This is a genomic window from Enterobacter bugandensis (assembly GCF_900324475.1).
GTDB lineage: Bacteria > Pseudomonadota > Gammaproteobacteria > Enterobacterales > Enterobacteriaceae > Enterobacter > Enterobacter bugandensis.
The window spans coordinates 4,147,016-4,171,020 of record NZ_LT992502.1; the positions used below are offsets into that span (position 1 = coordinate 4,147,016).

Genomic DNA, 24,005 nt, shown 5'->3' on the forward strand with positions numbered 1-24,005 from the left:
AATACTTACTGCGGGATATCGCTGGTTGGCTTAGCCGGTGCAGCTGGCTGAGTCTGCTCAGTTTTGGCTGGCGCGCTCAGATTTTCCCACTCGCTTCCTTTGCTGGTCTTGTTGCTGTTGATATTGCCCAGCACCAGACTGATGATGAAGAACAGCGTAGCCAGAATCGCCGTCGTGCGGGTCATGAAGTTCGCAGAACCACTTGAACCGAACAGCGTACCGGAAGCGCCTGCTCCGAAGGAGGCTCCCATATCAGCGCCTTTACCTTGCTGCAGCATAATCAGCGCTACGAGAGCGATGGCTACAATAAGGAAAATAACTAAAAGAGCTTCGTACATAATCAACCTGTTCCTTGCGGATTTGCCGCATACCAATGCTTCGACCAATTAGCAGGATTTTTGTTTCCCACTGAAGCGGGTGTGAATACTAACCAAAGCGAATCACCTTCGCAAGGGCATTTTCGACGCATTGTATCAACTGCGGAAAAAAACAGCAAAAAGCCATTAATTGCTTAAAACAAAGGCGGCAAACGCCGCCTTTTTAAACATTTAGCATGCAAGATTATGCAGCTTTTACGGCATCCGCAATACGGTGCGCAAATTCGGTGACCTGCGCTTCGTCTTCGCCTTCCACCATCACGCGGATCAGTGGTTCGGTACCGGACTTACGCAGCAGCACGCGTCCACGGCTGCCCAGCGCCGCTTCAACGTCAGCCATTACCGCTTTCACGTTGTCATTTTCCAGCGGATCGCCTTTACCCGCAGTGAAACGCACGTTTACCAGGATCTGCGGGAACATTTTCATCCCGCTGCACAGATCATGCAAACTCATATGGTTGCGCGCCATCGCGGCAACCACCTGAAGCGCCGCTACGATACCGTCGCCAGTCGTGGTTTTGTCGAGCAGGATCACGTGGCCGGAGTTCTCAGCACCAATGCGCCAGCCTTTCTCCTGCAGCTTTTCCAGCACGTAGCGGTCGCCCACTTTCGCGCGAACAAACGGAATACCGAGCTGTTTCAGCGCCAGCTCCAGACCCATGTTGCTCATCAACGTCCCAACCGCGCCGCCGCGCAGCTGCCCCTGGCGCAGGCCTTCACGGGCAATGATGTAGAGGATCTGATCGCCGTCGACTTTATTACCTTCGTGGTCAACCATGATCACGCGGTCACCGTCGCCGTCCAGGGCAATACCCAGATCGGCTTTTTCCGCCAGCACGCGCGCCTGCAGGGCGCGCACGTCCGTCGCCCCGACTTCTTCGTTAATATTCAGACCATCCGGCTCGCAGCCGATGGCGATCACTTTCGCACCCAGCTCGCGGAAGACATTCGGCGCAATGTGATAGGTCGCACCGTTCGCACAGTCCACCACAATTTTAAGATGCGCCAGGCTCAGCTCGTTCGGGAAGGTGCCTTTGCAGAATTCGATATAACGACCCGCCGCATCGACGATACGGTTCGCTTTACCCAGCTCGGCGGAATCAACACAGGTGATCTCTTTTTCCATTTCGGCTTCAATGGCCTCTTCCACTTCGTCCGGCAGCTTGGTGCCGTCAATGGAGAAGAACTTAATGCCATTGTCGTAGAACGGGTTATGAGACGCCGAGATCACAATTCCCGCTTCCGCGCGGAAGGTGCGCGTAAGGTAGGCAACAGCAGGCGTTGGCATTGGGCCAGTAAACGAGGCTGAAAGCCCTGCCGCTGCCAGACCCGCCTCCAACGCAGATTCCAGCATATAGCCCGAAATACGGGTATCTTTACCAATAATGATCTTACGTGAGCCATGACGCGCCAGTACCTTGCCGGCAGCCCAGCCGAGCTTCAGAACAAAATCAGGGGTAATTGGAGCATCGCCTACGCGCCCACGGATACCATCGGTACCAAAATATTTACGGTTACTCATAGCGTTTGTTTTCCTTCGCTGCCAGTGTGGCTTCCACCACACGCATGGCTTCTACTGTTTCTTTGACGTCATGGACACGGATAATGTGCGCGCCTTGCATCGCCGCAATTACCGCGCAGGCCAGGCTGCCACTCAGGCGCTCGCTCGGTCCTACATTCAGCAATTGGCCAATCATCGACTTTCTCGACATACCCACCAGCAGTGGCAGACCAAAGTGATGAAATTCCGATAAGCGCGCAAGCAACGCATAATTGTGTGAGAGATTTTTACCGAAACCGAACCCCGGGTCGAGCAGCAATTTCTCTTTTGGGATGCCTGCACGCTCACAGCGTTCAATATGCTCAATAAAGAAGCGATTCACGTCGGCAAAGACATCATCATACTTCGGCGCTTCCTGCATAGTTTTCGGTTGCCCCTGCATGTGCATCAGGCATACCGGCAGGCCGGTTTCTGCAGCGGCCTCGATCGCACCTGGTTCGGTAAGCGAGCGGATATCATTGATAATGTGAGCGCCCACTCTCGCCACTTCACGGATCACTTCTGGTTTGGACGTGTCGACGGAGATCCACACCTCGAAACGTTGCGCGATTGCCTCAACCACCGGCACCACGCGCGCCAGCTCTTCTTCCACCGAAACATCTGCCGCGCCGGGACGCGTCGATTCACCGCCCACGTCAATGATGGTGGCACCCGCGTTGATCATTAGATTTGCGTGCTTAACCGCGTCGATAAGCGTGTTATGCGTGCCGCCGTCAGAGAAGGAGTCAGGGGTAACATTCAGGATCCCCATCACGTGCGGATGTGAAAGATCGAGATGCGAGTCCTGGGCGAAGAGTTTCATGGTCAAATCCCTGGTTTTAGTATGGTTTAACGGAAAAGAAAAACCCCGGAGCAAGCTCCAGGGTTTGGGGTACAGACAAACGCTTCAACAGCAGTGACTTACTTGTCGCCCAACTGCTCTGACATGGTGTTGCCCGGGTTTGGCGTACGCGGTTCATCGACCGGACGCGGCGCGCGCGGGGTACCATTGTTGTCAGAATTGTTGGAAGCGCCTGGGTCTTCCCAGCCAGCTGGCGGACGCACTTCGCGGCGAGCCATCAGGTCGTCAATCTGCGGTGCATCGATGGTCTCATATTTCATGAGCGCATCTTTCATCGAATGCAGAATGTCCATATTGTCGTTCAGGATCTGACGCGCGCGACCGTAGTTACGTTCAATCAGCGCTTTCACTTCCTGGTCGATGATACGTGCCGTCTCATCGGACATATGTTTTGCTTTCGCTACGGAGCGGCCCAGGAATACTTCACCCTCTTCCTCTGCATACAGCAGCGGACCGAGTTTGTCGGAGAAGCCCCATTGAGTCACCATGTTACGCGCCAGGTTTGTCGCCACTTTAATGTCGTTCGACGCACCGGTAGAAACATGTTCCGGACCGTAGATGATCTCTTCTGCCAGACGACCGCCGTACAGGGTCGAAATCTGGCTTTCCAGCTTCTGACGGCTGGCGCTGATCGCGTCGCCCTCAGGCAGGAAGAAGGTCACACCCAGCGCACGGCCGCGCGGAATAATCGTTACCTTGTGTACCGGATCGTGTTCCGGCACCAGGCGACCGATAATCGCGTGACCCGCTTCGTGGTAAGCCGTGGACTCTTTCTGCGCTTCCGTCATCACCATGGAGCGACGTTCCGCACCCATCATGATTTTGTCTTTCGCTTTCTCGAACTCCACCATGGAGACCACGCGCTTGTTACCGCGAGCGGCAAACAGTGCAGCTTCGTTGACCAGGTTAGCCAGGTCCGCACCGGAGAAGCCCGGGGTACCGCGCGCAATGATTGCCGCGTCGATATCTGGCGCCAGCGGTACGCGACGCATGTGCACTTTCAGAATCTGTTCACGACCACGAACATCCGGCAGACCGACAACAACCTGACGGTCGAAACGGCCTGGACGCAGCAGCGCAGGGTCAAGTACATCCGGACGGTTAGTCGCCGCGATAACGATAATACCTTCGTTACCTTCGAAGCCGTCCATCTCAACCAGCATCTGGTTCAGGGTCTGCTCACGCTCATCGTGACCACCGCCCAGGCCCGCGCCACGCTGGCGGCCTACGGCGTCGATTTCATCGATAAAGATGATGCACGGTGCTGCCTTCTTGGCCTGCTCGAACATGTCACGCACACGAGATGCACCGACACCCACGAACATTTCAACGAAGTCAGAACCTGAAATAGTAAAGAACGGCACCTTCGCTTCACCCGCGATGGCTTTCGCCAGCAGGGTTTTACCGGTACCCGGAGGGCCTACCATCAGGACGCCTTTCGGGATCTTACCGCCCAGTTTCTGGAAACGGCTCGGCTCGCGCAGGTATTCAACCAGTTCACCCACTTCTTCTTTTGCTTCGTCACAACCGGCGACGTCAGCAAACGTGGTCTTGATCTGGTCTTCCGTCAGCATACGCGCCTTGCTCTTACCGAACGACATGGCACCTTTGCCACCGCCGCCCTGCATCTGGCGCATAAAGAAGATCCAGACGCCGATAAGAAGCAGCATCGGGAACCAGGAAATGAAGATAGAAGCCAGCAGGCTTGGTTCTTCTGGCGGCTCGCCTACCACTTTGACGTTTTTGGTCAGAAGGTTATCAAGCAGCTTAGGATCGTTCACCGGGATGTAAGTCGTGTAACGGTTACTATCTTTCTTGGTAACGTTGATCTCACGTCCGTTGATACGCGCTTCGCGAACCTGGTCCTGATTGACCTCTTGCAGGAAGGTAGAATAATCCACCTTGCGGCCATTCGACTCGCTGGGCCCAAAGCTCTGGAATACTGACATCAGCACAACGGCAATGACCAGCCAGAGTATTAGGTTTTTCGCCATGTCACTCAAGGGATTAACCTCATATTACAACTGTGTTAAAAACAGCGTCAGGATACTCTATATCCAGTTTCATTCAAACTTTCGTCTGAAATCTCCCGGTTATCATTTTCGCCCGGTCGCTACAATATACACTTCACGGGAACGGGCCCGGGAAGAGTCCGGCTTACGAACTTTGACCTTCGCAAACAGGGAGCGAATTTCCTTAAGATACTCCTCGAAACCTTCGCCCTGAAACACCTTCACAACAAAACTACCACCAGGCGCTAGTACATCACGACACATTTCTAACGCTAGCTCCACCAGATACATGGCGCGGGGGATATCCACCGCCGGTGTTCCGCACATATTTGGTGCCATATCCGACATGACAACCTGGACCTTACTGTCACCAACACGATCAAGTAACGCTTTCAGCACTAATTCATCACGAAAGTCGCCCTGAAGGAAGTCGACACCAACGATGGGATCCATTGGTAAAAGATCGCACGCGATGATTCGGCCCGTTCCGCCGATCTGCGTTACCGCATACTGGGACCATCCGCCAGGTGCCGCACCGAGGTCGACAACCGTCATCCCCGGCTTAAAAAGTTTGTCACTTTGCTGTATTTCATCAAGTTTAAACCAGGCACGGGAACGTAACCCCTTTTTCTGTGCCTGTTGAACATATTTATCGCTAAAGTGTTCCTGAAGCCAGCGGCTGGAACTGGCAGAACGCTTTTTACCTGTCATTTAACATTTCCGTCCTGGTTCATCGTTGCTTGCCTGTGACGTAAATTTCTACGCAGCTATTTGGCGATATAAGGGAGATGGCGGTAGAATGAACCGTTTTCAATCCCAACGTAAGCAAAAATATACGATGAATCTGAGTACTAAACAAAAACAGCACCTTAAAGGTCTGGCACATCCGCTCAAGCCTGTAGTCATGCTTGGCAACAATGGTTTGACCGAAGGGGTGCTTGCCGAGATTGAACAAGCGCTGGAACACCACGAGCTGATCAAGGTGAAAATCGCCTCTGAAGACAGAGACACTAAAAACCTGATCGTGGAAGCCATCGTGCGCGAAACCGGCGCCTGTAATGTACAGGTCATCGGTAAAACGCTGGTGCTCTATCGCCCATCTAAAGAGCGTAAAATCTCGCTGCCACGCTAAGGATATCCTGAATCAATCACATTTTCTGTGTGAAACGAGGGATTTCTTTCAGCAGGCTCAGCAAAATGCCATGCTCCTTGAGTTGATAAAAGGCCGCTATGCGGCCTTTTTCTTTTCTTTACAATGTATCAACATCTTAGTAGAGAAGCGAATTACAGGTATTCAACCTTGATAATTTCGTATTCCACTTCACCGCCAGGGGTGCGGATGGTGACAACATCGTCCTGCTCTTTGCCAATCAGGCCGCGAGCAATGGGTGAGTTCACCGAAATCAGGTTCTGTTTGAAGTCTGCTTCATCATCGCCCACGATGCGATAGGTTTGCTCTTCATCGTTGTCGAGGTTCAGAACGCTGACGGTAGAACCAAAGATCACGCGACCGTTGTTAGGCATTTTGGTGATATCGATAACCTGCGCATTAGACAGTTTCGCTTCGATATCTTTAATGCGCCCTTCACAGAAACCCTGCTGCTCGCGCGCCGCATGGTATTCAGCATTCTCTTTCAGGTCGCCATGCTCACGGGCTTCCGCGATAGCGGCGATGATTTCAGGGCGACGCACGGATTTCAGGAAATCCAGCTCTTCGCGCAGTTTTTCGGCACCACGTAAGGTCATCGGAATAGCTTGCATTTGTTATACCTCTTAAACATTCCTGTTGGGAGCAGTGTTCCCTGCTCCTGCCCCCCGAAGCGGGCAAGAAGCAAAAAGAAAACCGACCCGGGAGCGACGCCCCAGGTCAGCAGCAATTTTTCAATTTGATACGCATTTTACCGCGAAGTTCACTATGGGTCATCGTTTACTTTGCAGTGCCATGCACCGTAGTATGACGGTTTGTTTTCGGGTTGTTAGCGCGAGATTATGCGATTTTCCAGTTTTATCATCGGATTGACTACCAGTATAACGTTCACCGCCCAGGCCGCGAATGTTGATGAGTACATTAATCAGCTCCCCGCAGGCGCGAACCTCGCCCTGATGGTGCAGAAGGTTGGCGCACAGGCTCCCGAGATTGACTATCACAGTCAACAGATGGCGCTGCCTGCCAGTACCCAGAAGGTGATCACTGCCCTCGCCGCCCTGCTCCAACTCGGGCCTGACTTCCGTTTTACCACCACGCTTGAAACCAAAGGTAACGTCGACGGTGGCGAACTGAAAGGCGATCTTATCGCCCGTTTCGGTGGCGATCCCACCTTTAAGCGCCAGGATATCCGCAACATGGTAGCGGTGTTGAAAAAATCCGGCGTGACAAAAATCGATGGCAACGTGCTGATCGATACCTCCATTTTTGCCAGCCACGATAAAGCACCAGGCTGGCCGTGGAACGACATGACGCAGTGCTTTAGCGCCCCGCCAGCCGCCGCGATTGTTGACCGCAACTGCTTCTCGATTTCCCTTTACAGCGCGCCCAAGCCAGATGATTTAGCGTTCATTCGCGTGGCATCTTACTATCCGGTGACCATGTTTAGCCAGGTGCGAACGCTGGCTAAAGGCTCCCCTGATGCCCAGTACTGCGAACTGGACGTGGTGCCTGGCGATCTTAACCGCTACACCCTCACCGGCTGCCTGACGCAGCGCGCCGATCCCCTGCCGCTGGCCTTCGCGATTCAGGATGGCGCAAGCTATGCGGGTGCGATTCTCAAGGATGAGCTGAAGCAGGCGGGAATAACCTACTCCGGCACGCTGCTACGCCAGACGCAGGTCAACCAGCCCGGAACGGTCATTGCCAGCAAACAGTCGCCACCGCTGCACGATTTGCTGCGAATTATGCTGAAAAAGTCTGACAACATGATTGCCGACACCGTGTTCCGCATGATTGGCCACGCGCGTTTCGGCGTGCCGGGAACCTGGCGCGCGGGCTCAGACGCTGTTCGTCAGATCCTGCGCCAGCAGGCGGGGATCGATCTGGGTAACACTATCGCCGTTGATGGTTCAGGATTATCGCGTCATAACCTGATTGCCCCGGCCACCATGATGCAGGTGCTTCAGTACATTGCACAACATGACACTGAGCTAAACTTTATCTCAATGCTGCCGCTTGCCGGACACGACGGTTCGCTGCAGTACCGCGCCGGGCTTCATGCAGCGGGTGTGGATGGCAAAGTCTCCGCGAAAACAGGTTCACTGCAGGGGGTGTATAACCTGGCAGGGTTCATCACGACCGCCAGCGGACAGCGCATGGCATTCGTGCAGTATCTTTCCGGCTATGCCGTCGAACCGACCGACCAGCGCAACCGCCGTATTCCACTGGTTCGCTTCGAAAGCAGGCTTTATAAAGACATCTACCAGAATAACTAGCGATGAAACTACTTATAGTTGAAGACGATCTGTTATTACAGGAAGGACTGGCTCTGGGACTCGCCAATGAAGGCTATGCCCTGGACTGTGCCGGCACCGCGGCAGAAGCAGATGCCCTGATCCAGAGCGGCGAATACAGCCTGGTGATCCTTGACCTGGGCTTGCCGGACAAAGACGGCGCGACGTTGCTTACCCAGTGGCGTCGCCGGGGCATCGCCAATCCGGTGTTAATCCTGACGGCACGCGACGCCATTGAAGATCGTATTACAGGCCTTGATGCTGGCGCCGATGATTACCTGGTGAAGCCCTTTGCGCTTGCAGAACTTCAGGCTCGGGTGCGAGCGTTAATACGCCGTTATCAGGGCCATAGTGATAACTTACTAACCGACGGGGACATTACCCTGAATCTGCAAACCCAGCAGGTATTGCGCCAGTCCCAGCCCGTTGAAGTCACACCAAAAGAGTTCGCCTTGCTGACGCGTCTGATCATGCGCAGCGGACAAACGGTACACAGAGAAACCCTTCAGCAGGATATCTATTCCTGGCAGGACGATCCGGGGTCAAATACCCTGGAAGTCCACATCCACAACCTGCGTCGTAAGCTCGGCAAAGACCGGATTAAAACCGTCCGCGGCGTTGGCTACCGCCTGGAGAGCCAGAAATGAACAGCATGCGTCGGCGATTAATGGTGTTGCTGGCGGTCATTCTGTTATTTTTCCAGCTGATAAGCGTCATTTGGTTGTGGCACGAAAGCCGCGAGCAGATTGGCTTTCTGGTGAACGAAACGCTGTCGGCAAAATCGCGTAACAACCACGTCGAGAAAGAGATCCGCGAAGCGATTGCCTCGCTGCTGGTTCCTTCCCTGGTGATGGTTGGGTTTACGTTGTTTTTCTCGTTCTGGGCGGTCACCTGGATAACCCGACCGCTGAACAAACTGCGCGTGAGCCTGGCTAACCGTTCGGCGGATAACCTAACCCCACTTCCTATGTATTCCGACATGGAAGAAATCGGCGCCGTTACCACCTCGCTCAATCAGCTACTCGCCAGGCTGGACAGTACCATTCAGCAGGAGCGTCTCTTCACGGCTGACGCCGCCCATGAACTGCGAACGCCTCTTGCCGGAATCAGGCTCCATCTGGAGCTCATGGCCCAGTCAGGCTCTACGCAGGCCACGACGCTCATCAGCCGTATTGACCAGCTAATGCACACCGTTGAGCAACTGCTGATGCTGGCCCGTGCAGGACAGGCATTGGCGAGCGGCCACTATGAAACCATCAACTGGACGGACACCATTATCACGCCTCTTGGTCTTGAGCATGAAGCCAAAGAGCATACGGTGATTTGGCCTGCTAAAAGCGCGCTCACGGTTCAGGGAGACGCGGTACTGCTGCGGCTGATGCTGCGCAACCTGCTGGAGAATGCCGGGCGCTACAGCCCGACAGGCACCACGATTACCGTGACGCTTACCGAGGTCGAAGGCGGTACGCAGCTCAGCGTTATCGATCAGGGGCCTGGTATTGACGAAGCGCATCGACAGTCGATCACGGAGCCGTTCCGTCGCCTCGATCAGCGTTACGGCGGCAGCGGCCTTGGCCTGAGTATCGTACAGCGCATCCTGCAGCTTCATCACGGTAAGCTGATGCTGGAGAATGGTGCTGAAGGCGGCCTGATAGCAAGCTGCTGGCTGCCCTCAACGCTGGAATGAAAAAAGCCCCCTGATGGGGGCTTTGGACAGATATTAGTGCTTGTAGATGAACTCGACGCCTTCTTCGTCGTCTTCATCCCAGTCATCGTCCCAGTCGTCTTCCTCTTCCGCTTCCAGCTCTTCGAGCTGCTGGCGGTGGTAGTCATCCCACATGAATTCGACTTTTTCTGGCTGTTTCGCTTCTTCAGCCTGAACGACAGGGTTCTCGATGATGAAGGTCATCACATCCCAGCAGAGATCTTTCACGCCAACCTGGCTTGCCGCGGAGATAAGGTAGTATTTATCTTCCCAGCCCATCGCTTCGGCAATCGCTTTGGCTTTCGCTTCGGCTTCCGCTTTATCCATCAGGTCGATCTTGTTGAAGACCAGCCAGCGTGGCTTACTCGCCAGTTTTTCGCTGTATTTTTCCAGCTCACCGATAATGATACGGGCGTTTTCAACCGGATCGGAACCGTCGATCGGATCGATGTCGATGAGGTGCAACAGTACGCGGCAACGCTCAAGGTGCTTCAGGAAGCGAATACCCAGGCCAGCCCCTTCCGCAGCGCCTTCAATCAGGCCCGGAATATCGGCGACCACAAAGCTCTTCTCGTTATCCATACGGACAACGCCGAGGCTTGGTACCAGCGTGGTAAACGGATAGTCCGCTACTTTTGGCTTGGCCGCAGAGACGGCGCGAATAAAGGTCGATTTACCTGCGTTTGGCATACCCAGCATGCCCACGTCAGCCAGCAGCATCAGTTCAAGTTGCAGGTCGCGCTTATCACCCGGGGTACCCATCGTTTTCTGACGCGGGGTACGGTTAACGGAAGATTTGAAACGGCTGTTACCCAGACCGTGCCAGCCGCCTTTCGCCACCATCAGGCGCTGACCGTGTTTGGTCATATCGCCCATGGTTTCACCGGTGCCCTGATCGATAACGCGCGTACCAACCGGAACCTTAATGGTCACGTCTTTACCGCGTTTACCGGTACAGTCACGGCTCTGGCCGTTCTGTCCGCGTTCTGCGCGGAAGGATTTTTCAAAGCGGTAGTCGATCAGCGTGTTGAGGTTTTCATCCGCCTCCAGCCACACGTCACCACCATCGCCACCGTCACCGCCGTCAGGGCCGCCACGAGGAATATATTTTTCACGGCGGAAGCTTACACAACCGTTACCGCCATCACCTGCCACGACCAGAATCGTCGCTTCATCAACAAACTTCATTTTACTCTCCGTAACTCATTCGCCTGAGCGGGGGACTACTACGACCGCTTCATTTTTGCGCCAACGTCCCCAAAGACGATGACCAATGGCGGAATACATCGCGCCCGCAACCACGACAAACGCACCGAGATAGCCCAACAGGTTGAGCATCGGTCTGACGAAGACATCGGGCCAGGCCATTGATAACAAATCTGAAAATAACAGCGTAAACAGCGGGGTAAGCGTGATCAATGCGCTCACCTGTGCTGCCTGCCAGCGCGCCATCGCTTCCGCCAGCGCGCCATAACCGACCAGCGTGTTAAGCCCACAAAAAATGAGGCACGCCAGTTGCCAGTCGCTCAGCTGGGTAATGACGCCCGGCTTCGCTAACGGCAATAATGCCACTGTACACAAAGTGTACAGCAAAAAAAGGATCTGCTGTGAGGCCAGGCGACGCAATAACACCTTTTGCGCGACGCCATAGCTCACCCAGACCGTTGCTGCACCCACGCCGAAGATCACGCCCCAGGTGTAGTCCGTAAGCCGGGTAAAAATCTCGATCAGGCTGGTGTTGAAGAACATCACCAGGCCGCATAGCAGCATGCTTGCCCCGATAATCTGCGTCCCGCGCATCTTCTCTTTGAGGATGAACACGCTCGCGACCATCATGCCGACAGGCGAAAGCTGACCAATCACCTGAGACGCCGTAGGGCTCAAATACTGCAGGGAAGAGCTGAACAGGATAAAGTTACCGAACAGACCACCCGTCGCAATGGCCAGTAACACCAGCCATCGAGGTTTGCGGAAGAGCCGTAGCGGTGGAAGCTTGCCTTTAACTGCAAGGATGGTCCCGAGACCAATGCTTGCCATCAGGAAGCGATAAAAGACCACCGTAGGCGGCTCCATCACTTCCAGTACCTGCTTCATTGCAATTGGCAGCGCACCCCAGCACATTGCGGTCGTGAGCGCCAAAAGAATACCAATGCCGGCCTGCTGCTTCATGCCCGTTTTCCCTACAGAAAATTTTCCGGGTTTCCAATGTAAAAAGCCCCGCAACACGTTGCGGGGCTTTAATCCGTTACCGGACCGAGAAAACCTTACTCAGCAACGATGCTGATGTATTTACGGTTGTTCGGGCCTTTAACTTCAAATTTCACTTTACCGTCTGCTTTAGCAAACAGAGTGTGGTCACGACCGCAACCTACGTTGTTGCCAGCGTGGAATTTGGTACCACGTTGACGAACGATGATGCTACCCGCCAGAACGGATTCGCCACCGAAACGCTTAACGCCCAGGCGTTTAGCTTCTGAATCGCGACCGTTACGTGTGGAGCCGCCAGCCTTTTTATGTGCCATTTAAATCTCTCCTCAGGTCTTAGGCGCTGATGCCAGTAATTTTCACATCAGTGAACCACTGACGGTGGCCCTGCTGCTTACGGTAGTGTTTACGACGACGAAACTTAACGATTTTAACTTTCTCGCCACGACCGTGTGCAACAACTTCAGCTTTGATAACGCCGCCATCAACGAAAGGAACGCCGATTTTGACTTCTTCACCGTTTGCGATCATCAGAACTTCTGCGAACTCAACAGATTCGCCAGTTGCGATGTCCAGCTTTTCCAGGCGAACGGTCTGACCTTCGCTTACTCGGTGTTGTTTACCACCACTTTGGAAAACCGCGTACATATAAACTCCGCTTCCGCGCACGTCCTCGTATGAATCAGAGTGCGCTATAAATATTCACAATAGGGCGCGAATATTACGCAAAACGCGAGCCTTTGACAAGTGCTACCGTCAATACATGAAGAAAAAAAACACAACACGTACGGTAACGTTTATCTGAGCCGTTTTTTCAGTACAATCAGCACTACTATTGATAAACCGAAACCCTTCGTTACCCCATTGAAGATGGGATCAACAGGATAAAAAGCCCGGCTTTTGCGATGAATTTAGAAAAAATCAACGAGTTAACCGCGCAAGATATGGCGGGTGTAAATGCAGCAATCCTGGAGCAACTCAACTCTGACGTTCAGCTGATCAATCAGTTGGGCTATTACATTGTCAGCGGCGGCGGTAAACGCATTCGCCCGATGATTGCCATTCTGGCTGCCAGAGCCGTTGGCTATCAGGGAAATGCCCACGTGACGATCGCCGCGCTGATCGAATTTATTCACACCGCGACGCTTCTGCATGACGATGTTGTGGATGAATCCGATATGCGTCGTGGCAAGGCCACGGCAAACGCTGCCTTCGGGAACGCCGCCAGCGTTCTGGTCGGGGACTTTATCTATACCCGCGCCTTCCAGATGATGACCAGCCTGGGCTCTCTGAAAGTGCTCGAGGTGATGTCCGAAGCCGTCAACGTCATCGCTGAAGGCGAAGTGCTGCAGCTGATGAACGTCAATGACCCCGATATCACCGAAGAAAACTACATGCGCGTTATCTACAGCAAAACAGCGCGCCTGTTTGAAGCGGCCGCCCAGTGTTCCGGCATCCTGGCTGGCTGTTCCGAGGCGCAGGAAAAAGGATTGCAGGATTATGGGCGCTATCTGGGTACTGCCTTCCAGCTGATTGATGATTTGCTGGACTACAGCGCGGACGGCGAAACGCTCGGCAAAAACGTTGGCGATGACCTGAACGAAGGCAAACCGACCCTGCCGCTGCTTCACGCGATGCGTAACGGAACGGCCGACCAGGCGAAAATGATCCGTGAGGCGATCGAACAGGGAAATGGTCGCCATCTTCTGGAACCTGTACTGGAAACGATGGCCATCTGCGGCTCGCTGGAATGGACGCGTCAGCGTGCTGAAGAAGAGGCTGACAAAGCCATCGAAGCTCTCCAGGTTATTCCAGACAGCCCATGGCGCGATGCCCTGATTGGTCTTGCCCACATCGCTGTTCAACGCGACCGTTAATCTTGCACCCACCTCCCCGTATCCATCGCGGGGAGGTTCAAAAACGCACCAGTAAATTCCGCATTCATGTAAATGAATCGGGTTAGAGCCCGCATGAATAAAGCCATGTCTTATTCTGAATATCCCTTCAAGTAACGCGAACTTTTTAGAACAAGAAGTCGAAATGGGTATAGTAAGCCAGTCGTTTCAGAAGAAACGGCGTAGGTGAATCCGAACTTAAGGACAGCGTTATGGATACGAAATTTATCGACTGGCATACGGCAGATATCATTGCGGCACTGCGCAAAAGAGGTACGTCACTTGCAGCAGAGTCCCGCCGCCATGGTCTGAGTTCTTCCACCCTGGCCAACGCCCTGACCCGCCCCTGGCCAAAGGGAGAATTGATTATCGCGACGGCGCTGGAAACGCACCCGTGGGTGATCTGGCCTTCACGTTATCACGATCCTGTTACTCATGAATTTATCGACAGAACGCGCATGATGCGCCAGAGAAAAGCAAAAACAGAACCGCAGGGATAACGGTTTTTTTGACAGGAATAGCAACCCCCCGGTCATTTCTGGCAGGGGGCTGCCGGAACGATTATTCGCCCTTCACACGCTCGATATTGGCACCCAGCGCGCGCAGTTTGTCTTCAATACGTTCATAGCCACGATCGATGTGATAAATACGATCCACCACCGTTGTGCCTTCCGCGATACAGCCCGCCAGCACCAGGCTTGCAGACGCACGCAAATCCGTTGCCATTACCTGAGCACCGGACAGTTTCTCAACGCCATGGCAAATCACGGTGTTACTTTCGATCTCAGCATGTGCACCCATACGGATCAGTTCAGGTACGTGCATAAAACGGTTCTCGAAAATCGTCTCGGTAATCACACCGGTTCCTTCGGCAACCAGGTTCAGCAGAGTGAACTGTGCCTGCATATCGGTCGGGAATGCCGGATGCGGAGCCGTACGCACGGTCACCGCTTTAGGACGCTTACCGTGCATGTCGAGGCTGATCCAGTCTTCACCGGTTTCAACATCGGCACCCGCTTCACGCAGCTTCGCCAGAACGGCATCCAGAGTGTCTGGCTGTGCATTACGGCAGACAATCTTACCGCCGGAAATGGCCGCAGCCACCAGGAAGGTGCCGGTTTCGATACGGTCCGGCAGAACGCGATACACACCACCGCCCAGACGCTCAACGCCTTCAATGGTGATGCGGTCAGTACCCTGGCCGGAAATCTTCGCGCCCAGCGCCACGAGGAAATTGGCGGTATCCACGATCTCCGGTTCGCGCGCGGCGTTTTCGATGATGGTGGTACCTTCTGCCAGCGTTGCAGCAGACATGATGGTGACGGTAGCGCCTACGCTCACTTTGTCCATGACAATGTGCGCGCCTTTCAGACGACCGTTGACGGAGGCCTTAACGTAACCCTCTTCCAGCTTGATCTCTGCGCCCAGTTTCTCCAGGCCAAAGATATGCAGGTCAACCGGACGCGCGCCGATGGCGCAACCACCCGGCAGCGAAACCTGACCCTGACCGAAACGTGCCACCAGCGGGCCAAGCGCCCAGATAGATGCACGCATGGTTTTAACCAGATCGTAAGGCGCAGAGAAGTTGTTCACGTTGCTGGCGTCGATCCAGACGGAACCGTTGCGCTCAACTTTAGTGCCCAACTGGGTGAGCAACTTCATGGTCGTGTCGATATCTTTCAGCTTCGGTACGTTCTGAATTTCTACCGGCTCTTCCGCGAGCAGCGCAGCAAAGAGGATTGGCAGCGCGGCGTTCTTCGCGCCAGAAATTGTGACTTCGCCCTGGAGACGCGTTGGCCCCTGTACACGAAATTTATCCATTGTGTGCTCTCTTATAAATTCAACCGTGCTGCGGGCCTGTCGCCCTCAGCTCAAAAACCGTTTAGTTTGCGATCGCGTGCCCACTCTTGCGGGGTGAACGCTTTAATCGACAGGGCGTGGATGCGGTTATCCGCAATATATTCCATCAGCGGCGCGTACACAGCCTGCTGCTTCTTCACACGGCTCATACCGTCGAACATCTCACCCACAGCAATAACCTGGAAGTGACTGCCATCGCCAGTGACGTGGGCTTCCTGAAGGGAGAGTGCATTCATCAGCACTGTCTGGATTTCATGATTTTCCATGGGCTCTTAATCATCTGATAGTGAAAACAAGCCCAACATCTTAGAGCAAAGTGGCGTCGTCTTAAACAAGCAAAAAGCCCCGACGATGAAACTGTCAGGGCTTTCGGAAGTAACGCACTGAAAATATTAACGAGGCAGTACGTCCTGAGGCAGATTGTAGAGTTGCGCAAGGGTAACGACATTGTCACTTGCGCCATGAAGCATGACGCTTATTCCCTGCTTTTTGCCCACGGCAACCAGATGGGCGAGCAGCGCAACGCCTGCCGTATCCACCCGCGTGACGTCGGTTAAGTCGATAAGCGTCACGCCCTGCATCGCTTCCTGGCGTTTATCCCACAGTGGGTTCAGCAGATCCTGGTCCAGCTCGCCGGACAGCCTTAACGTCTCACCTTCACGCGACCAGCGGAGTTGCTGCGACATTACTTCTTCTCGTCCAGGGTAATTTTCTGACGAGCAATGGACTGCAGCTGTGCGGTCAGGCCATCAATGCCCTTGGTGCGCAGCAGGTCGCTCCACTCGTTCTGCTTGGTGGTGATCATGCTTACGCCTTCGGCGATCATATCATACGCCTGCCAGTGGCCGGTCTGGCTGTTTTTACGCCACTGGAAATCCAGGCGCACCGGCGGACGGCCGTTAGGATCGATGATCGTTACGCGAATAGGCACGATGGTCGCATCACCCAGCGGCTGCTCCGGGGCGATCTGATAGGTCTGACCGTGGTACATCGCCAGCGCCTGACCATACGCCTGCTTCAGGTATTCACGGAATGCGGCAAAATAGGCCTCACGCTGCGCCGGGGTGGCGTCTTTGTAATAGCGGCCGAGCACCAGCGCTCCCGCATATTTGATCTGCACATACGGCAGCAGTTCCTGGTCAACCACGTCACGCAGATAGTCAGGATTCGCGCGAATTTTTGGCTGTTCGTTTTTGAGACGGTCGAAGGTTTTCTTCGCAGCTTCGTCCATCAGTTTGTACGGGTTGCTCTGATCCGCAGCATGTGCCGCAGTGAGAGGGGCAATGACCAGCATGGCAACCATTAACAGTCGTTTAAACATGAATGACTTCTCCTGAATTAATTCGCAGCACCAGGGGTCGGCGCAACGTTGGTATGGTCTTCACTCTGCGCAGGGGCATCGTCAGACTTTTTATCATCCCCTTTACTGTTGTAAAGGAACTGACCAATCATGTCCTCCAGCACCATCGCGGACTTCGTATCCTGGATAACGCTACCGTCTTTAAGGATAGTCGTTCCCAGCTCAGGATCTTCAAAGCCGACGTTAAGTGCCAGATATTGTTCACCCAGCAGGCCGGAAGTACGGATAGAAAGGGAGCTGGTGTCCGGAATGTGGTTGTAACGTTCTTCGATATCCATCGCGACGCGCGGCAGATACGTTTTCTCATCGAGCGTAATGTCAGATACGCGGCCGATCACCACGCCGCCAATGCGGACCGGTGAACGCGCCTTCAGCCCGCCGATGTTATCGAACGTGGCATAGATGCGATACGTCGGCTCGGTGCGCACAGACGTAATATCTGCCGCTCTCAGGCAGATAAACAGCGCCGCCAGCAGCGCCAGCAGCAGGAAAACGCCGACCCAAATTTCATTTTTTCTCGTTTGCATGAACTCAATTCCCAAACATCAGTGCGGTGAGCACAAAATCCAGGCCCAGTACGGCCAGCGACGAATGTACGACAGTACGTGTAGTTGCACGGCTAATGCCCGCCGACGTCGGGATAGCATCGTAACCATTGAACAATGCAATCCAGGTGACCGTAATGGCAAACACCACGCTTTTAATCAGGCAGTTAACCAGATCCATTCGCAGGTCGATGGCGTCCTGCATCGCGGACCAGAAGAAGCCGGCATCGATGCCTTTCCAGTGGACCCCAACCAGCGAACCGCCCCAGATCCCCACGGCGACAAACAGAATAGTCAGTAGCGGGAGCGAGATCACCCCCGCCCAGAAACGCGGCGAGATCACGCGACGCAGCGGATCGACCGCCATCATTTCCATGCTGGAGAGCTGCTCGGTGGCACGCATCAGGCCAATCTCAGCCGTTAATGCCGACCCAGCGCGTCCGGCAAACAGCAGTGCCGCCACAACCGGACCCAATTCGCGCAGCAGCGAAAGCGCCACCAGCATTCCGAGGCTGGTTTCCGCACTGTAGGTTGTCAGAACAAGGTAGCCCTGCAGCCCCAGCACCATGCCGATAAACAGACCGGAAACAATAATGATGAGCATCGACAGCACGCCGACATTATAAAGCTGACGCACCAGCAGAGGGGCGTGCTTGCTAAACTCCGGCTTGCCGACCAGCGCGTTGAATAACATCAATCCGGCACGCCCGAACGTCCTGATGGTTTTTATGCCACGGTGTCCGAGAGCGGCCAACGCATTTAACAGCATGAGTGGCTTAACTCCCTATTCCCAGTAAATCGTCACGATAATCGCCCGCCGGGTAGCGGAACGGTACGGGTCCGTCAGCAATACCGTCGAGGAACTGCCGCACGCGTGGATCGCAATTTTCCTGCAGCGCCTGGGCGCTGCCGTGTGCAACGATCTTTTTGTCCGCCACGATATAGGCGTAATCGGCAATGCTCAACACTTCCGGTACATCGTGAGACACCACGATACAGGTGACGCCGAGCGCGCTGTTCAGTTCAGAGATGAGCTTTACCAGCACGCCCATCGTGATGGGATCCTGCCCGACGAACGGTTCGTCGAACATGATTAAATCGGGCTCTAATGCAATAGCTCGCGCCAGCGCGGCGCGGCGCGCCATCCCGCCGGACAGCTCCGAAGGCATTAGCTTCGCGGCTCCCCGCAACCCCACAGCTTCAAGCTTCATCATCACCGTGCTTTTCAGCAGCTCAGACGGCAGGCTGGTATGCTCGCGCAGCGGATAGGCCACGTTATCAAAGACGTTCATGTCGGTGAACAACGCCCCCGACTGAAAGAGCATACTCATACGTTTGCGGACAGTATACAGGCGCGAGCGCGACATCTCCGGGACGTTTTCGCCATCGAAGAGGATTTCACCGCTATCCGGTGGGATCTGACCACCAATAAGGCGCAGGAGGGTCGTTTTACCGATCCCGGACGGCCCCATGATGGCGGTGATTTTGCCACGCGGTACGGTCAACGAAATATCATCGAATATCAGTCGATTGCCGCGAGAAAAACTCACACCGCGGACATCGACGATATTCGCCATCGTTTGGCTCATTTATAGTTCCTTTCTTACCCTGCTCACGTTAAGACGTGCAGCCTGAATCAGCCCTTAACCCCGCATTTTTACAGAATATTAGCCGTTGAGGTTAGCGAAAGCTGGCATTTGTTTTACTTTTCCGGCGCATAAAGTCAAAATTAGGAATTCGTTACGCCTCAGACCGTATGCAGTCCAGCCATTCCCGCGCGATGGACCGACAAGTATACCTGAAGAAAGGACTTTTGATGCTTTTAGCAACAGCACTGTTAATCATTGGTTTACTGTTAGTGGTCTACAGTGCTGACCGTTTAGTCTTTGCTGCATCTATCCTGTGTCGCCTGACGGGTGTACCGCCTGTAGTCATCGGGATGACCGTGGTCAGCGTTGGCACGTCACTTCCTGAAATCATCGTCTCCGTCTCGGCGTCGCTGCATGGTCAGTTAGACCTGGCAATTGGCACCGCGATTGGCTCTAACATCGTCAATATATTACTGATTTTAGGCCTTGCGGCACTGCTCCATCCATTTCGCGTGCATTCTGATGTTCTGCGCCGTGAATTGCCGCTAATGTTAGTCGTAAGCCTGCTGGCAGGGTGCGTATTTTATGATGGCGTATTGAGCTATAGCGACGGCATTTTCCTGCTGGCGTTGGCCGTCATCTGGTTACTGTATAGTGTTAAAATTGCCCGCCAGGCGGAAAAACAGGGTCAGGATAGCCTGACGCGTGAACAGGTTGCCGAACTCCCGCGGGAAGGCACGCTGCCGGTCGCCCTCCTCTGGCTTGGCGTTGCGCTGATTATCATGCCGATGGCAACACGCATGGTCGTGGATAACGCGACGGTACTGGCGAACTATTTCGCCATGAGCGAACTGACGATTGGCCTGACGGTTATTGCTATCGGCACCAGCCTGCCGGAGCTGGCCACCGCCATTGCGGGGGCGCGTAAAGGGGAAGATGACATCGCCATTGGTAATATCATCGGCTCCAACATATTTAATATCGCGATTGTCATGGGCCTGCCGGCTCTGATTACGCCGGGGCCGTTTAATCCTCTGGCGTTTTCACGCGATTACGGGGTGATGTTGCTGGTCAGCGTGATATTTGCCCTGCTCTGCTGGCGGCGGCAACGCCAGATCGGCAAAGGCGCAGGCGCGCTGCTGACGGGTGGATTTATCGTATGGATGGCGATGCTGTACTGGCTCTCGCCTCTTCTCTCTGGGTAAACGGAAACGCATTATGTCGCAAATAGAATTGCAGCCGGGTTTTGACTTTCAGAAAGCAGGCAAAGAGGTTCTGGAGATTGAACGTGAAGGTCTGGCGCAGTTAGATCAGTACATTAATCAGGATTTTAGTCTGGCATGTGAGAAGATATTCTACTGTGCCGGGAAAGTCGTGGTGATGGGGATGGGCAAGTCCGGCCACATTGGGCGCAAAATGGCGGCAACGTTTGCCAGCACCGGAACCTCGTCCTTCTTTGTACACCCGGGGGAAGCCGCGCACGGCGACCTGGGGATGGTCACGCCGCAGGATGTCGTTATCGCGCTGTCCAACTCCGGTGAGTCCAATGAAATTCTGGCATTGATCCCCGTACTGAAGCGTCTGCAGGTGCCGCTGATTTGCATGACCAGCCGTCCGGAAAGTAGCATGGCGCGTGCAGCCGATATTCATCTGTGCGTTAAAGTACCGAAAGAGGCCTGCCCGCTCGGCCTGGCACCAACGTCCAGCACCACCGCCGCGCTGGTCATGGGCGATGCGCTTGCCGTCGCGCTGCTTGAAGCCCGCGGTTTTACGCCGGAAGATTTCGCGCTCTCCCATCCGGGCGGCGCGCTGGGGCGCAAGCTGCTGCTGCGGGTAAACGATATTATGCACACCGGGGATGAGATCCCTCACGTCAGCAAAGAAGCCTCCCTGCGTGATGCGCTGCTGGAAATCACCCGTAAGAATTTGGGTATGACGGTCGTGTGCGACGATCTGATGAAAATTCAGGGGATCTTCACCGATGGCGACCTGCGTCGCGTGTTCGACATGGGTGTAGATGTCCGCACGCTCGGCATTGCCGATGTGATGACGCCCGGCGGCATTCGCGTGCGTCCGGGAACGCTGGCCGTGGATGTGCTGAACCTGATGCAGTCCCGCCATATCACCTCCGTTATGGTTGCCGATGGCGACCAGTTGCTGGGTGTGGTACATATGCATGATCTGCTGCGCGCTGGCGTAGTGTAATAAAGGATAAGACAATGAGTAATGCGGGTGCATCCCTTGCAACCTGTTATGGTCCGGTCAGTACCCAGATGATGGCAAAGGCGGAAAATATTCGTCTGCTCATTCTGGATGTGGATGGCGTACTTTCCGATGGCCTGATTTACATGGGCAATAATGGTGAAGAGCTGAAAGCGTTTAACGTTCGCGACGGCTACGGTATCCGCTGTGCGCTCACCTCGGGTATCGAGGTTGCTATCATCACCGGACGAAAAGCTAAACTGGTAGAAGACCGCTGTGAAACCTTAGGCATTACCCATCTTTACCAGGGTCAATCCGATAAGATGGCAGCGTTCAATGATTTACTGGGTAAACTGGCTATCGCACCGGAAAACGTGGCCTACGTCGGGGACGACCTGATTGACTGGCCGGTGATGGCTGAAGTCGGTCTCAGCATCGCGGTTGCTGATGCTCATCCGCTGTTAATCCCGCGCGCTGACTACGTTACCCACATCAACGGTGGCCGGGGTGCCGTCCGTGAAGTCTGCGATCTGCTTCTGCTGGCGCAGGGCAAGCTTGATGAAGCCAAAGGGCAATCGATATGAGTAAAACCAGACGTTGGGTTATCATTCTGCTTTCGCTTGTCGCACTGGTATTGATTGGCGTGAACCTTGCCGATCGCGACGATACGCAAACGGAAGTCGTCAACAATAACGATCCAACCTATAAAAGCGATCACAGCGACACCGTGGTCTATAGCCCGGAAGGAGCGCTGAATTATCGCCTGATTGCCCAGCACGTTGAATACTTTTCCGATGACGGCGTTTCGTGGTTTACCCAACCTGTCATGACCACTTTCGATAAAGACAAAGTGCCGACGTGGTCAATTAAGTCAGATCGGGCCAAACTGACAAATGACCGTATGCTTTATCTGTATGGCCACGTTGAAGTCAACGCCCTGACCGCTGACTCGCAACTGCGAAAAATTACGACGGATAATGCCCAGATCAACCTGGTAACCCAGGACGTGACGTCGCAGGATCTGGTCACACTGTATGGCACAACATTTAATTCCAGCGGTTTAAGAATGCGCGGGAACTTACGCAGCAAGAACGCCGAGCTGATTGAAAAGGTTAGAACCTCCTATGAAATTCAAAACAAACAAACTCAGCCTTAAAGTAATTATCGCCAGCGCGATGCTGGCGGCCAGTCTCCCCGCGCTTGCTGTAACGGGCGATACCGACCAGCCGATCCATATCGAGTCCGACACTCAGTCTCTCGATATGCAGGGTAACGTCGTCACCTTCACGGGTAACGTCGTCATGACTCAGGGGACCATCAAAATTAACGCCGATAAAGTGGTCGTTACCCGTCCGGGCGGCGAGCAGGGCAAAGAGATCATTGATGGTTACGGCAACCCGGCCACCTTCTACCAGATGCAGGACAACGGCAAGCCGGTGAAGGGCCACGCCTCGCATATGCACTATGAGTTGGCGAAGGACCTGGTCATCCTGACCGGAAACGCGTATCTGGAACAGCTGGACAGCAATATTACCGGTGACCAGATTACCTATCTGGTGAAAGAGCAAAAAATGCAGGCCTCCAGCGAGAAAGGCAAACGCGTAACCACTGTGCTGGTTCCGTCGCAGCTGCAGGACAAAGGCAAGGGCCAGGCCCCGGCACAGAAGAAGAGTAACTAATTCGCTATGGCAACATTAACTGCAAAAAATCTCGCGAAGGCCTATAAGGGCCGCCGTGTCGTAGAAGATGTCAGTCTGACCGTCAACTCCGGCGAAATTGTGGGCCTGCTTGGCCCGAACGGTGCGGGTAAAACCACCACCTTCTACATGGTGGTGGGTATTGTGCCGCGCGATGCCGGCAACATTATTATTGACGATGAAGATATCAGCCTGCTGCCGCTGCACGCGCGCGCGCGCCGTGGCATCGGCTATCTGCCGCAGGAAGCCTCTATTTTCCGTCGTCTGAGCGTCTTTGATAACCTGATGGCAGTCCTGCAAATTCGCGACGACCTGACCAACGAACAGCGTCAGGATCGCGCCAACGAGCTGATGGAAGAGTTTCATATCGAACACCTGCGCGACAGCCTGGGCCAGGCCTTGTCCGGGGGGGAACGCCGTCGTGTTGAGATTGCGCGCGCGCTGGCCGCCAATCCGAAGTTTATCCTTCTGGATGAACCGTTTGCGGGCGTTGACCCGATCTCCGTTATCGACATTAAACGCATTATCGAGCATCTGCGTGACAGCGGACTTGGCGTGCTGATCACCGACCACAACGTTCGTGAAACGCTGGCGGTATGTGAACGCGCGTATATCGTGAGCCAGGGCAATCTGATCGCTCACGGTACGCCGCAGCAGATCCTCGAAGACGATCATGTTAAGCGCGTCTATCTTGGGGAAGACTTCAGACTCTGAT

The 24,005-nt window shown here is 54.4% G+C and carries 29 protein-coding genes; 12 read left to right on the plus strand and 17 right to left on the minus strand.

Going from position 1 to position 24,005, the window contains the following annotated elements; translation table 11 throughout:
- Window positions 1-5 precede the first annotated feature (5 nt).
- From secG to rlmE, 5 genes are all read right to left on the minus strand, one after another.
- Window positions 6-338 carry a preprotein translocase subunit SecG gene (secG, locus tag DG357_RS20040; RefSeq protein ID WP_003861803.1) on the minus strand — a complete coding sequence of 111 codons (333 nt, stop codon included), beginning with the start codon at window positions 336-338 and terminating at the stop codon, window positions 6-8.
- Between the two features lie 223 nt (window positions 339-561).
- Complete coding sequence (glmM, locus tag DG357_RS20045; RefSeq protein ID WP_028014552.1) at window positions 562-1,899, minus strand: phosphoglucosamine mutase; 1,338 nt, start codon at window positions 1,897-1,899, stop codon at window positions 562-564.
- Window positions 1,892-2,740 (minus strand): dihydropteroate synthase, encoded by an 849-nt coding sequence (gene folP, locus DG357_RS20050; protein ID WP_014885377.1) that lies wholly within the window; start codon window positions 2,738-2,740, stop codon window positions 1,892-1,894. Before folP ends, glmM begins: the two co-directional genes overlap by 8 nt.
- 98 nt (window positions 2,741-2,838) lie before the next feature.
- A complete protein-coding gene (gene ftsH, locus DG357_RS20055; protein ID WP_013098921.1) occupies window positions 2,839-4,773 on the minus strand; it encodes an ATP-dependent zinc metalloprotease FtsH in 1,935 nt (644 codons plus the stop codon).
- 102 nt (window positions 4,774-4,875) lie between these two features.
- The gene (gene rlmE / locus DG357_RS20060) at window positions 4,876-5,502 is read right to left on the minus strand and encodes a 23S rRNA (uridine(2552)-2'-O)-methyltransferase RlmE (protein WP_003861812.1); all 627 of its coding nucleotides are present in this window, start codon (window positions 5,500-5,502) and stop codon (window positions 4,876-4,878) included.
- Between the two features lie 127 nt (window positions 5,503-5,629).
- Between rlmE and yhbY the strand changes: the two genes are divergently transcribed.
- On the plus strand, window positions 5,630-5,923 hold the full coding sequence (gene yhbY, locus DG357_RS20065) for a ribosome assembly RNA-binding protein YhbY (protein WP_003861814.1): 294 nt from the start codon (window positions 5,630-5,632) through the stop codon (window positions 5,921-5,923).
- 152 nt (window positions 5,924-6,075) lie between these two features.
- Here yhbY and greA read toward each other — a convergent pair whose 3' ends face one another.
- On the minus strand, window positions 6,076-6,552 hold the full coding sequence (gene greA, locus DG357_RS20075; RefSeq protein WP_006812122.1) for a transcription elongation factor GreA: 477 nt from the start codon (window positions 6,550-6,552) through the stop codon (window positions 6,076-6,078).
- Window positions 6,553-6,780: 228 nt separating this feature from the next.
- Here greA and dacB point away from each other — a divergent pair, with 228 nt between their 5' ends.
- The 3 genes from dacB to pmrB are packed head-to-tail and all read left to right on the plus strand — an operon-like array spanning window position 6,781 to window position 9,919.
- Window positions 6,781-8,214: a serine-type D-Ala-D-Ala carboxypeptidase gene (gene dacB / locus DG357_RS20080; protein ID WP_028014554.1), complete on the plus strand. Its 1,434-nt coding sequence runs from the start codon at window positions 6,781-6,783 to the stop codon at window positions 8,212-8,214.
- A 2-nt stretch (window positions 8,215-8,216) separates the two neighbouring features.
- The gene (pmrA, locus tag DG357_RS20085; protein WP_028014555.1) at window positions 8,217-8,879 is read left to right on the plus strand and encodes a two-component system response regulator PmrA; all 663 of its coding nucleotides are present in this window, start codon (window positions 8,217-8,219) and stop codon (window positions 8,877-8,879) included.
- On the plus strand, window positions 8,876-9,919 hold the full coding sequence (gene pmrB / locus DG357_RS20090; RefSeq protein ID WP_088204349.1) for a two-component system sensor histidine kinase PmrB: 1,044 nt from the start codon (window positions 8,876-8,878) through the stop codon (window positions 9,917-9,919). Before pmrA ends, pmrB begins: the two co-directional genes overlap by 4 nt.
- 33 nt (window positions 9,920-9,952) lie before the next feature.
- Here pmrB and cgtA read toward each other — a convergent pair whose 3' ends face one another.
- The 4 genes from cgtA to rplU all read right to left on the minus strand — a co-directional run bounded on the left by cgtA (window position 9,953) and on the right by rplU (window position 12,790).
- On the minus strand, window positions 9,953-11,125 hold the full coding sequence (gene cgtA, locus DG357_RS20095) for an Obg family GTPase CgtA (RefSeq protein ID WP_014885381.1): 1,173 nt from the start codon (window positions 11,123-11,125) through the stop codon (window positions 9,953-9,955).
- Between the two features lie 15 nt (window positions 11,126-11,140).
- Entirely contained in the window at window positions 11,141-12,106 is a 966-nt protein-coding gene (locus DG357_RS20100; protein ID WP_028014557.1) for a DMT family transporter, read from the minus strand.
- A gap of 95 nt (window positions 12,107-12,201) precedes the next feature.
- Complete coding sequence (rpmA, locus tag DG357_RS20105; RefSeq protein ID WP_004385076.1) at window positions 12,202-12,459, minus strand: 50S ribosomal protein L27; 258 nt, start codon at window positions 12,457-12,459, stop codon at window positions 12,202-12,204.
- 19 nt (window positions 12,460-12,478) lie between these two features.
- Window positions 12,479-12,790, minus strand: coding sequence for a 50S ribosomal protein L21 (gene rplU / locus DG357_RS20110; RefSeq protein ID WP_003025032.1), 312 nt, complete (start codon window positions 12,788-12,790; stop codon window positions 12,479-12,481).
- Between the two features lie 257 nt (window positions 12,791-13,047).
- Here rplU and ispB point away from each other — a divergent pair, with 257 nt between their 5' ends.
- On the plus strand, window positions 13,048-14,019 hold the full coding sequence (gene ispB / locus DG357_RS20115; protein WP_028014558.1) for an octaprenyl diphosphate synthase: 972 nt from the start codon (window positions 13,048-13,050) through the stop codon (window positions 14,017-14,019).
- 230 nt (window positions 14,020-14,249) lie between these two features.
- A complete protein-coding gene (gene sfsB / locus DG357_RS20120) occupies window positions 14,250-14,537 on the plus strand; it encodes a DNA-binding transcriptional regulator SfsB (protein WP_028014559.1) in 288 nt (95 codons plus the stop codon).
- Window positions 14,538-14,598: 61 nt separating this feature from the next.
- On the opposite strand, the gene murA is transcribed toward sfsB, so the two are convergent.
- The 7 genes from murA to mlaF form a co-directional block, all read right to left on the minus strand.
- On the minus strand, window positions 14,599-15,858 hold the full coding sequence (gene murA / locus DG357_RS20125) for a UDP-N-acetylglucosamine 1-carboxyvinyltransferase (RefSeq protein WP_028014560.1): 1,260 nt from the start codon (window positions 15,856-15,858) through the stop codon (window positions 14,599-14,601).
- A 50-nt stretch (window positions 15,859-15,908) separates the two neighbouring features.
- A complete protein-coding gene (gene ibaG / locus DG357_RS20130; protein ID WP_008501458.1) occupies window positions 15,909-16,163 on the minus strand; it encodes a BolA family iron metabolism protein IbaG in 255 nt (84 codons plus the stop codon).
- A gap of 126 nt (window positions 16,164-16,289) precedes the next feature.
- On the minus strand, window positions 16,290-16,583 hold the full coding sequence (gene mlaB / locus DG357_RS20135; protein WP_088204348.1) for a lipid asymmetry maintenance protein MlaB: 294 nt from the start codon (window positions 16,581-16,583) through the stop codon (window positions 16,290-16,292).
- On the minus strand, window positions 16,583-17,218 hold the full coding sequence (gene mlaC / locus DG357_RS20140; RefSeq protein ID WP_028014562.1) for a phospholipid-binding protein MlaC: 636 nt from the start codon (window positions 17,216-17,218) through the stop codon (window positions 16,583-16,585). Before mlaC ends, mlaB begins: the two co-directional genes overlap by 1 nt.
- Before the next feature lie 17 nt (window positions 17,219-17,235).
- Window positions 17,236-17,784: an outer membrane lipid asymmetry maintenance protein MlaD gene (gene mlaD, locus DG357_RS20145; RefSeq protein ID WP_041911946.1), complete on the minus strand. Its 549-nt coding sequence runs from the start codon at window positions 17,782-17,784 to the stop codon at window positions 17,236-17,238.
- 4 nt (window positions 17,785-17,788) lie between these two features.
- Complete coding sequence (gene mlaE, locus DG357_RS20150) at window positions 17,789-18,571, minus strand: lipid asymmetry maintenance ABC transporter permease subunit MlaE (RefSeq protein ID WP_028014564.1); 783 nt, start codon at window positions 18,569-18,571, stop codon at window positions 17,789-17,791.
- Window positions 18,572-18,578: 7 nt separating this feature from the next.
- Entirely contained in the window at window positions 18,579-19,391 is an 813-nt protein-coding gene (gene mlaF, locus DG357_RS20155; RefSeq protein ID WP_088204347.1) for a phospholipid ABC transporter ATP-binding protein MlaF, read from the minus strand.
- 227 nt (window positions 19,392-19,618) lie between these two features.
- Between mlaF and DG357_RS20165 the strand changes: the two genes are divergently transcribed.
- The 6 genes from DG357_RS20165 to lptB are packed head-to-tail and all read left to right on the plus strand — an operon-like array spanning window position 19,619 to window position 24,004.
- The gene (locus DG357_RS20165; protein WP_028014566.1) at window positions 19,619-20,596 is read left to right on the plus strand and encodes a calcium/sodium antiporter; all 978 of its coding nucleotides are present in this window, start codon (window positions 19,619-19,621) and stop codon (window positions 20,594-20,596) included.
- Between the two features lie 13 nt (window positions 20,597-20,609).
- Window positions 20,610-21,596 (plus strand): arabinose-5-phosphate isomerase KdsD, encoded by a 987-nt coding sequence (gene kdsD / locus DG357_RS20170; RefSeq protein WP_028014567.1) that lies wholly within the window; start codon window positions 20,610-20,612, stop codon window positions 21,594-21,596.
- 14 nt (window positions 21,597-21,610) lie between these two features.
- Complete coding sequence (kdsC, locus tag DG357_RS20175; RefSeq protein WP_025756695.1) at window positions 21,611-22,177, plus strand: 3-deoxy-manno-octulosonate-8-phosphatase KdsC; 567 nt, start codon at window positions 21,611-21,613, stop codon at window positions 22,175-22,177.
- A complete protein-coding gene (gene lptC, locus DG357_RS20180; protein WP_028014568.1) occupies window positions 22,174-22,749 on the plus strand; it encodes an LPS export ABC transporter periplasmic protein LptC in 576 nt (191 codons plus the stop codon). The genes kdsC and lptC overlap by 4 nt, the downstream gene beginning before the upstream one ends.
- Window positions 22,718-23,272 (plus strand): lipopolysaccharide ABC transporter substrate-binding protein LptA, encoded by a 555-nt coding sequence (gene lptA / locus DG357_RS20185; RefSeq protein WP_028014569.1) that lies wholly within the window; start codon window positions 22,718-22,720, stop codon window positions 23,270-23,272. Before lptC ends, lptA begins: the two co-directional genes overlap by 32 nt.
- Before the next feature lie 6 nt (window positions 23,273-23,278).
- Entirely contained in the window at window positions 23,279-24,004 is a 726-nt protein-coding gene (gene lptB, locus DG357_RS20190; protein WP_028014570.1) for an LPS export ABC transporter ATP-binding protein, read from the plus strand.
- The last annotated feature ends 1 nt before the right edge of the window (window position 24,005 follow it).

Coding starts and splice junctions, on each gene's coding strand:
- secG (WP_003861803.1), bottom strand. CDS start 338: ATGTACGAAGCTCTTTTAGTTATTTTCCTTATTGTAGCCATCGCTCTC.
- glmM (WP_028014552.1), bottom strand. CDS start 1,899: ATGAGTAACCGTAAATATTTTGGTACCGATGGTATCCGTGGGCGCGTA.
- folP (WP_014885377.1), bottom strand. CDS start 2,740: ATGAAACTCTTCGCCCAGGACTCGCATCTCGATCTTTCACATCCGCAC.
- ftsH (WP_013098921.1), bottom strand. CDS start 4,773: ATGGCGAAAAACCTAATACTCTGGCTGGTCATTGCCGTTGTGCTGATG.
- rlmE (WP_003861812.1), bottom strand. CDS start 5,502: ATGACAGGTAAAAAGCGTTCTGCCAGTTCCAGCCGCTGGCTTCAGGAA.
- yhbY (WP_003861814.1), top strand. CDS start 5,630: ATGAATCTGAGTACTAAACAAAAACAGCACCTTAAAGGTCTGGCACAT.
- greA (WP_006812122.1), bottom strand. CDS start 6,552: ATGCAAGCTATTCCGATGACCTTACGTGGTGCCGAAAAACTGCGCGAA.
- dacB (WP_028014554.1), top strand. CDS start 6,781: ATGCGATTTTCCAGTTTTATCATCGGATTGACTACCAGTATAACGTTC.
- pmrA (WP_028014555.1), top strand. CDS start 8,217: ATGAAACTACTTATAGTTGAAGACGATCTGTTATTACAGGAAGGACTG.
- pmrB (WP_088204349.1), top strand. CDS start 8,876: ATGAACAGCATGCGTCGGCGATTAATGGTGTTGCTGGCGGTCATTCTG.
- cgtA (WP_014885381.1), bottom strand. CDS start 11,125: ATGAAGTTTGTTGATGAAGCGACGATTCTGGTCGTGGCAGGTGATGGC.
- DG357_RS20100 (WP_028014557.1), bottom strand. CDS start 12,106: ATGAAGCAGCAGGCCGGCATTGGTATTCTTTTGGCGCTCACGACCGCA.
- rpmA (WP_004385076.1), bottom strand. CDS start 12,459: ATGGCACATAAAAAGGCTGGCGGCTCCACACGTAACGGTCGCGATTCA.
- rplU (WP_003025032.1), bottom strand. CDS start 12,790: ATGTACGCGGTTTTCCAAAGTGGTGGTAAACAACACCGAGTAAGCGAA.
- ispB (WP_028014558.1), top strand. CDS start 13,048: ATGAATTTAGAAAAAATCAACGAGTTAACCGCGCAAGATATGGCGGGT.
- sfsB (WP_028014559.1), top strand. CDS start 14,250: ATGGATACGAAATTTATCGACTGGCATACGGCAGATATCATTGCGGCA.
- murA (WP_028014560.1), bottom strand. CDS start 15,858: ATGGATAAATTTCGTGTACAGGGGCCAACGCGTCTCCAGGGCGAAGTC.
- ibaG (WP_008501458.1), bottom strand. CDS start 16,163: ATGGAAAATCATGAAATCCAGACAGTGCTGATGAATGCACTCTCCCTT.
- mlaB (WP_088204348.1), bottom strand. CDS start 16,583: ATGTCGCAGCAACTCCGCTGGTCGCGTGAAGGTGAGACGTTAAGGCTG.
- mlaC (WP_028014562.1), bottom strand. CDS start 17,218: ATGTTTAAACGACTGTTAATGGTTGCCATGCTGGTCATTGCCCCTCTC.
- mlaD (WP_041911946.1), bottom strand. CDS start 17,784: ATGCAAACGAGAAAAAATGAAATTTGGGTCGGCGTTTTCCTGCTGCTG.
- mlaE (WP_028014564.1), bottom strand. CDS start 18,571: ATGCTGTTAAATGCGTTGGCCGCTCTCGGACACCGTGGCATAAAAACC.
- mlaF (WP_088204347.1), bottom strand. CDS start 19,391: ATGAGCCAAACGATGGCGAATATCGTCGATGTCCGCGGTGTGAGTTTT.
- DG357_RS20165 (WP_028014566.1), top strand. CDS start 19,619: ATGCTTTTAGCAACAGCACTGTTAATCATTGGTTTACTGTTAGTGGTC.
- kdsD (WP_028014567.1), top strand. CDS start 20,610: ATGTCGCAAATAGAATTGCAGCCGGGTTTTGACTTTCAGAAAGCAGGC.
- kdsC (WP_025756695.1), top strand. CDS start 21,611: ATGAGTAATGCGGGTGCATCCCTTGCAACCTGTTATGGTCCGGTCAGT.
- lptC (WP_028014568.1), top strand. CDS start 22,174: ATGAGTAAAACCAGACGTTGGGTTATCATTCTGCTTTCGCTTGTCGCA.
- lptA (WP_028014569.1), top strand. CDS start 22,718: ATGAAATTCAAAACAAACAAACTCAGCCTTAAAGTAATTATCGCCAGC.
- lptB (WP_028014570.1), top strand. CDS start 23,279: ATGGCAACATTAACTGCAAAAAATCTCGCGAAGGCCTATAAGGGCCGC.